At 49.9% G+C, this 7,699-nt stretch carries 6 protein-coding genes; 3 read left to right on the top strand and 3 right to left on the bottom strand.

All coding sequences use genetic code 11. The annotated features are described in order from the left end of the window. The coding region (locus tag FCK22_RS16150) for an AAA family ATPase (protein ID WP_136720620.1) at positions 1-1,646 on the top strand (1,646 nt) is incomplete at its 5' end. A gap of 212 nt (positions 1,647-1,858) precedes the next feature. Here the strand turns inward: FCK22_RS16150 and FCK22_RS16145 are convergent. Next, entirely contained in the window at positions 1,859-2,119 is a 261-nt protein-coding gene (locus FCK22_RS16145; protein ID WP_136720595.1) for a WGR domain-containing protein, read from the bottom strand. Positions 2,120-2,658: 539 nt separating this feature from the next. On the opposite strand from FCK22_RS16145, the gene FCK22_RS16140 reads away from it, so the two are divergent. Next, entirely contained in the window at positions 2,659-4,290 is a 1,632-nt protein-coding gene (locus FCK22_RS16140; protein WP_248646566.1) for a primase C-terminal domain-containing protein, read from the top strand. Between the two features lie 71 nt (positions 4,291-4,361). Here the strand turns inward: FCK22_RS16140 and FCK22_RS19120 are convergent, their stop codons facing one another. Together FCK22_RS19120 and FCK22_RS16130 are read right to left on the bottom strand one after the other, a co-directional pair. Continuing rightward, positions 4,362-4,610, bottom strand: coding sequence for a hypothetical protein (locus FCK22_RS19120; RefSeq protein WP_136720593.1), 249 nt, complete (start codon positions 4,608-4,610; stop codon positions 4,362-4,364). A gap of 106 nt (positions 4,611-4,716) precedes the next feature. Then, positions 4,717-5,688, bottom strand: coding sequence for a replication initiation protein (locus FCK22_RS16130; protein ID WP_169306105.1), 972 nt, complete (start codon positions 5,686-5,688; stop codon positions 4,717-4,719). Between the two features lie 1,459 nt (positions 5,689-7,147). Here FCK22_RS16130 and FCK22_RS16120 point away from each other — a divergent pair. Continuing rightward, a complete protein-coding gene (locus tag FCK22_RS16120) occupies positions 7,148-7,465 on the top strand; it encodes a HigA family addiction module antitoxin (RefSeq protein WP_136720590.1) in 318 nt (105 codons plus the stop codon). Positions 7,466-7,699 lie beyond the last annotated feature (234 nt).

The following is a 7,699-nucleotide window of genomic DNA, read 5'->3' as shown; positions in this document are numbered from 1 at the left end:
CAAAAAAAACCTACAGAGATCTAGAGAAAGATTTGGCCCGACTCGCAGCACATGCGGACAAGCAATTCACCTCACCAGAAGATGGTTCTGCGAAATCTCCGACAGAGACGCTTAAGGCTGCAACAGAGGGATGGTATGACTTTCAAACGATTGAAGGCAAAAACGCCGAGACTTTGCAAGATTGGTTAAAGGCTGTTTTCCCGCTCATTGATGAAGACAATGAGAAAGAAGAAGCGCGGTTTGATAGCCTCAAAGCTGGTATCGAGATTGGCAATGCACGGAACGCGGCGGTTCAAGCTCTTCGGAAGCGCGTTCCTGTTTTTGTCCTGTTTAGCAACTACTTCCGCGTTCGTCCGCTCATTCACTTGAGACAGCTTGCTACCAGGATCACCAATGGCACGCTGGACGATGAGCGCTACGATTATGGAAATGTTTGCCTTTTAAGCCTGTTAGGTTTCAACGCAGCGGAACTCTCAGAAATGGGAGCGACGGCTGAGCCCGATGCGAATGACCCGGAGGCAATAGAAGCGTTTCGAGAAAAGCTTGATGAGAGGCAGTATCAACTAAATGCTGCGGAGGTCAGCCTAACTCGCGAAATCCGTTCTGTTTGGAAGCCGGATGAGAGCAAGGGCGAGGCGGCAAAGCTTCGGCTCCGAGCTGATGGGCAATACCTCAAGGTTACTGTTGAGGACGACCTTGGTGTCGAAGTAGAGCTCGACCAGCGTTCAGAAGGCTTTCAATGGCTCGTGTCATTTTTCGTGGTTTTCTTCGCTGAGGCTCAGGGTGAACACAAAAACGCGGTCTTGTTGCTAGACGAGCCAGGCATGAGTTTACACGCGTTGAAGCAGCGGGAATTCCGCAAAACGATCACGCGCTTGGCGGAAGGAAATCAGACTCTCTACACGACGCATTCACCCTTCCTTGTCGGCCCAGACGAGCTCGATTTGGTTCGCGTAGTTGAAATGAGTAGCCGCGAAGAGGGAACGAAGGTGCACACCTCGGTCACTGCCAACGATCCAGCCGCGCTGCTTCCGTTACAAGAAGCGCTTGGATACGATCTTGCGCAAAGCCTTTTCACACAGAAACAAAACCTAATTTTGGAGGGTCTGACAGACTACTGGTATGTCGATGCGGTTTCGCAGCTTTTGCGGGCTTCGAAGGAAGCTAACCTTAACGAGAAGATTGCATTGGTACCCGCAAATACGGCGGGAAAGGTCGTCTATTTTGCCACAATTCTTCACGCACAAGGCTTCAAGGTGGCGGCCCTTCTCGATTCTGATAGCGCCGGAGATCAAGCCGCAAAGCAAGATACCCTTGTCCATACGCTTGGAAATAAGGGTATTCTGAGGACGAAAGATTACTTGCAGGATGAGATTAAAACCGCCGAAGTAGAGGACCTACTCCGCGATACACTGATTAGCATTGCGAAATCAGAGCTTAGCTGGGATGTTTCAGGTACGGCAGACAAGCAACCGCAAAGACCGCTCATCAGTATTTTCGAGGCCGAAGTCAAAGAGTTTTCTAAGTACCGGCTCGCGAAAGCTTTTGTCCGATGGTCGCGCGATCATGAGGCGTCGGACTTGAGTGAACGAGAGCGGGAGCAGTGGAAAAGGCTCATCAGCGCAATGAATGCGGCCGTGAAGTAAGCCGCATTGCATAGAGGCCCTTCGCCAAGCAAAGCGTTAAGATCGCTATCTGTTCTGTCACGTCAAACCACGCTTTCCAGCAGCGCGATTTCGTCGTCGCCCGTAATCTGCCCCTCCAACCGGGCCGTGGTAGCCCAGAACTCCCTCAACGATATTGGAGGCGAACTTCCCATGCAGGGCGGCTTCCTTCAGACCCTCAATCCGGCGCGAACTCAACTGGTCAGATCGAACATCGCTAGCTGCTGAGGCTCCACCCAATAGCCGCGCTGACGCTTAGAGGCTTCCAGTGCGATCAGAGCCGCGACAGCCTGTTCTTCATCTACGAACCAATCCATCCGAACCTGGCCGCTATGCCCTATCCGGCCCCATTCGCGACAGAGCATCCACTCGCCAAACAGATTTGGCAAAACGGCCATCCGGTAGAACCGGGCGACATTCTTCATAGGCTGACGTTTTTCGAGATAAGTCTGCATAGCTCAGAGGTGCACGATGTCTGTATTGGCGCCATTAATCAATATAGCGGCCTAAACTGGCCATAAATGACCGGTTCGATAAGCAGCAGAAAAATATGAAACCCGCCAGTCTTACGACCGACGGGCCCATACGATTTGGCCGCGAAAACCCACCATGCAGCGAGGTGCGCTGCATGGTGGGCCATCTAGCGCAGGGAAGGCAGCGCTTAACGGAAATTTAGGTTCCACACGGTCTATATGCAACTGATCTAAAGAGGAAATCGACAGATCACCGCCAATATACGCACAGCGTTAACCGCATTTTAACCACAACTCGATACTGTGCCCAATATCAATAATGGGCGCAATTTCGCGTCAGCATTACCCTGGGCATCGCAACGGCCGCCATACCACTGGGAATGCAATCAAAGTGGTTATAGAATGCAGTCCAATTTCGAAAAAGAACTTGCGTCATATTTTTTCTTTGAGGCAATTTCGCCTTCACCCCGTGCGCGTGCTTACAAAGACACAGCAGCTGGCCGGAAGGTTGGTTGCTGCTGGTGTCATCTGTAACGAAAATTGGGCCCGACAGATATACTCTAGTTGATGCCAATGGACGGAAACCTGCTCGCCAGGAGCAGGGCTACTGGACTAGTCGCTTCGAAAGCCGCATGTCTAATGAGGAAAACCTAGCGCTGTTCTATCCGCTCGAGGTTACTGACTACATGTATCTTCGCCACATGCCTCGCTGGTCCTATGCGGCCAATGAAGACAAGAAGATATTCTGGCTGCCGCAGCACGAGTACATCGATGCACATTACTATAGTCCGCAGCCATATCGATCAAAGAAGGTCGCTATCATTCTCGATATTGATTCAAGCCTTGATGTGGCAACGATGCGCGAGATGGGTATTCCTATGCCAAGGACATTCACGGGCAGGCCCCCGCACAACGCCAGCGATCACTATTCCTGCCGTCCACACCTAGTGTATTGGCTTAATCGCCCTGTGTGGGGCAACAGCCGCAACGATATGGCCCTATACAACGATGTTTGTGGACGTCTAGCTAACTTGCTCGGACGGCTATGCTATGTCGAGCGGATCAACCCGCCTACAACCAAGAACCCGGCTAAGCGCGTCTACGGCACCGAGGACCCATTCTACCACGTCATCGAAGGTGACCTGCGTGAGTGGGGGCTCGAGGAGCTATCGGAAGCGATCGATAATTGCGAGGCGGCATTGGCAGCAGCAGAGGTCCGAAGCAAGTCCATCACTAAAGCGATCAACAAAACGGTCTACACTGACACCAGAAAATGGGTTGAAGAGCCTAACCAGTTTCCCTGTATTAACCGGGTCCCCAAGATGCATCGGATCCCAAAATTACACCAAGTCATCGGTCGTAGGTTCCGTCAGCATGTAGCCAACAAAGGCCGCCATGAGGGGCTTTTCGAACATATCCGTTTTGTTGCCTACGCATACAAGCCGCTAGCTGAATCTGAGGAGGATTTGCACAAATATGTACTGCGACAGTGCGAGATCTATAACGATAAGGTATTCGCAAAAGATCCGTTACCAGAATCCTCGATCCATTCCACCGCAAGATCGATATCGAGCTGGACATGGCGCTACTATAGATACTCTGGACGTGAGCAAAAAGATCGTGGTGTTTGCCGGAGGTTAAAACTCATCCATGGAGACATGAGCACTACAGAAAGACAGGCAATTGGCGGCAAGTACGGCGCCCAACAGAACGCGGCTAAGAAAAAGCTTCTCGTTATCAATGCGGTGGAAGAGTTGCGAGCATCAAGAAAAGACGTCGTGATCTCATCACTCGCTCGGGATCTCCGCATGTCACGTGATACGGTCCGCAAATATGTAGCTGAAGCCCGAACTGATACTCTACAGGATGCCGAGGCCCCGCAAAATTTGAGGATTACAGTTCCATCAGCGCCCACCCCAGAACTGTCATCTGATGTGACTAAAACAGTGCCCATCAGGAGAAAACAACTATTACTCGCAGAGGGTACTGAGAGGTCGGTACTGGACCCTATGGATCCGGCAAGCTGGATTCCTGCTCTCTTCGATGAGATTTTCCCTGATGCTATAACAGGACCGGTAACCACGGATGACATAAATGCCGTTAAACGGTCAGATAACGGCCCAGGAAGCGCAAAAATTCTCAGCTATGCCTGATTTGGTATGCCCGGCAATACTCCAGAAACGAGCACTTGGGGCGGCACTGAAGCGTGGCAGGACCAAACCACCTACTTTAAAGCAGTAGCTACCGGGGCCTGTTTAAGCTTCTTCTCTAGCTCTTCAATCTGAACCTTAAGCGTTTGAGGCTCTTGGGAGCCGGTTTTCTTCGCCCATTCAGCTTCGGAAGGGAAAGATAGCTCGCGCGCTTCCCAGAATTTTTTGATATCTGGGAACACCAATCTGTCCTTCCAGCCGCCGCTCTTGAAAGAGTTCACATAGATCGCGCTATCTAGGGTAAGCTGGAACTCTGCCTCCAATGCCGCTCTCTGCCCTTCGGAGAGCCCTGAGAGGGCGTCTTCTATGATTTCCGCACACGAGAACCTAAAGGCGCTCTCGGCCCTCTTTTGAGCCGTTCTGAGAGCCTCAAGTTTTCCCTCTAATGCCTTTCGGGTTTCTTTGGCCGCCTGAGAAACCTCCAGCACCTTCTTTTTTTTCAGTATTTTCGTTGTGATAGTCTTGCTCTACGGCAGATTTTAGAAACCCCGTCTTTGAGGATTTGATTTTACCGCTTGCTGCCTGCGAGCTGGCGAGGTCGAGTTTTTCAAAAATGTACTCCTCACCGTACTCAAGGATCCATGTACGTGCGAGGGCCTTAGAGATGCCCTCAGCGAGGAGAGCTTTGTAAGCAGGGGTCCGTGTAATGTCGTCCTCGGCATCCATACCAAGGAGAGATAACTGGGGGTTCGGCCGGATGAGAAATCGCAAATCCGTGATGCTGCGACCCTTACGTTTTGTTTCGAGTTCCAACTGGATATTAGATAACTCGTTCACCTCCCTCATCGCAGGTTGAATTACCGCACGGTTGAGGAGTTTAAACTGTCTATAGCTAGCCAGTTCGTCTACTGCCATCAGCTTGCGGAACACAGATAAGTCCCACCATGGAGTGTGTGCAATATCTACGTACCGATAGCAGTTTTCATACAGTACCAGAGCATGGGCGCTCTTCATCTCTTTAAGAACACTCAGATTGATCTTTGAGTAGACATCCGGATGGTAAAGCTTCTCAGCGAGTGCTGGGTCATACCGGTAGGTACAAACTCCGCCTTTTAATTTTGCGTAGGGCAAAAGAACCATCGCTTCCCACGAAGTCTCTCCATCATCCTCTAAGACATCAAACTCGATCACCGTCTCCATGAGACCTTTGATGGCTGCTTTTAAGTGGGCCGAGTTATGACTGTCAAAGCCAATCATTTCGCAAAGAACCGACGCACTAATTTGATGTTGCCGTGCCGTCAGGAGCTGATCATAAGCGTTGTATAGCAATGCATTTACGAGTTTTCTCTGGAGCAGCGAAAGTCTCGCGCCAATGTGAATCGCCGCGACGTTCTTCTTCAATATCGCCTTACGATCACTATATTTTCTAGAAGTTAACGCCATAGGTGAACCAAGCTACCCCCCGCCGGTTCACCTCTGCACAGATTCTCGGACAAATGCAAGTTTTCTTCGAAAGCGGAGGCAGCGGTCTTACAGCTCCCACATCCGTTCACCTATAGGCTAACTCTTCAGAACCAGCATCTATAGCTGAACGCTTCAAAGCTTCTTTTTATGAAGGGTTCTTGCATATGCATCGCCCATTCTCACCTTTTGTATGTAGAATGATGCCTCGCAGGGCGTCTCATCTTGCTTAATCATGCTGCTCCCAAATCCGTTCACCTTAAATGACTATTCCTTAGCCCATACCGCACAAATTCAGAATATAACCATTATATAACAGTGACTTATAAAAACAAAGTGACACATCCCATATCCATTCACCTATACTCCCACATCCATTCACCTTTCATCCCATAAACGTTCACCTTTCCAGGTCAATTCCTCCCATATCCTTTCACCTTTCATCCCATAAACGTTCACCTATGTACTCATAAAGCATTGGTTTATAGAAATATATTCTTCCTAAACGTTTTAAACGTTGTTCTTTAAACGTCTTAAACAACAACAGGACGCTCACGCCCCCTGTTTTTCGTTGCTGCTTTCGTATTTTTTAGGATTGTTAGTGAAGACAAGCTCGCCTGAGGAACCGCCGATTACAGGAATGAACCTACTAAGGTGCTGATGACCCGCAGCAGCCCTATATTCACGGATATAAGCCTTATGACTGGTCTCCTTGAAGTACCTTAAAGGACTAAGCGATCACCCGTCTCGACCATGGACGACCTTTGAAACCGCTCGGCCTTAGCTTCCCAAGTAGACCTAGCCAGCTACTGGTAAGTTGGATCGCCACATTTGGTGTAGTTCTGCTCACATGCGGAATAAGTGATTGATATATATGCGTTAAATATGGTCGCCGTACTAATAATAGGTGGATCTTAGAAAAGAAAACGACTTGAGTTGTGACCAGGCAAAGTAAAACCACTATTAATCAGATACTTATGACAAGTGTGCTGTTGGAGGCGGTTGGGTTGGTAGGAATATATCCGTAAATATAATCCGAGAGGCTCTCTGGATTGGCCTAAACTAAATGTAAGTCATCACTTTACATGTGTCGCCTATCAGCTTACATAAGGGTATGATTAAGTCCTTCGCTAACAAGCAGCTGAGGGCGCTATGGGAAACGAGCAAGTCAAAAATTGACAAGCGCATGCACAGCAGGATTCTGCGGCGACTAGACGTGCTCGACGCCGCCACTGCGCCTGAAGACCTGAACCTTCCTGGCTTCGATTTTCATGCGTTACGAGGTCATAATCCAACCCGCTACACGGTCCATGTAAACGGTCCGTGGTGCATCACTTTCGAGTTCCGAGATGGCGACGCCTATGTGCTGGACTATGAACAATACCATTAGGAGGCGAGCATGAGCCGCAATCCCAACCGTTGCCCCACTCATCCCGGAGAGTTACTCCGCGAGGATGTAATTCCTGCGACCGGGAAATCGAAAGCTGAAATTGCTCGAATGCTTGGGGTTTCTCGGCAGCATCTTCATGACCTGCTGGCAGAACGTAAACCTGTAAGCCCTGAGGTCGCGGTGCGCGTTGGAAAGCTGTTCGGTACCGCGCCCTTATTCTGGATTAGGATGCAGGGGGCCTATGATGCTTGGCATGCTTCCCGCGCAGTTGATGTCTCGGCCATTCCAACACTTAGTATCGCTCCAGAGACATCCGCGACGGCTTGAGTAAAGCGGAAGCAGTTGATGCCCTCACATCATAGTTCTCAAATTATAGCCACGGATATAATTACTGGAGGGGCCATCATCTTGGGATGTGCTGGCTTATGAAGTTGCCCGGAAAGGTGTGAGGTTGGCCTGAAAAGGGCCTAGCCAGCAGCTGAGGTCAGATTATGGATCTACTAGGACACTCTAAATCTTGCATGCGAACACTTGCTGTAAGTGTTTGTTTTAAAAAAAATA

It is taken from the genome of Sulfitobacter sp. 15WGC, from assembly GCF_005068605.1.
GTDB lineage: Bacteria > Pseudomonadota > Alphaproteobacteria > Rhodobacterales > Rhodobacteraceae > Sulfitobacter > Sulfitobacter faviae.
The sequence above is the reverse complement of the archived record's forward strand: the minus strand, read 5'-3'. Positions and strand labels throughout refer to the sequence as shown.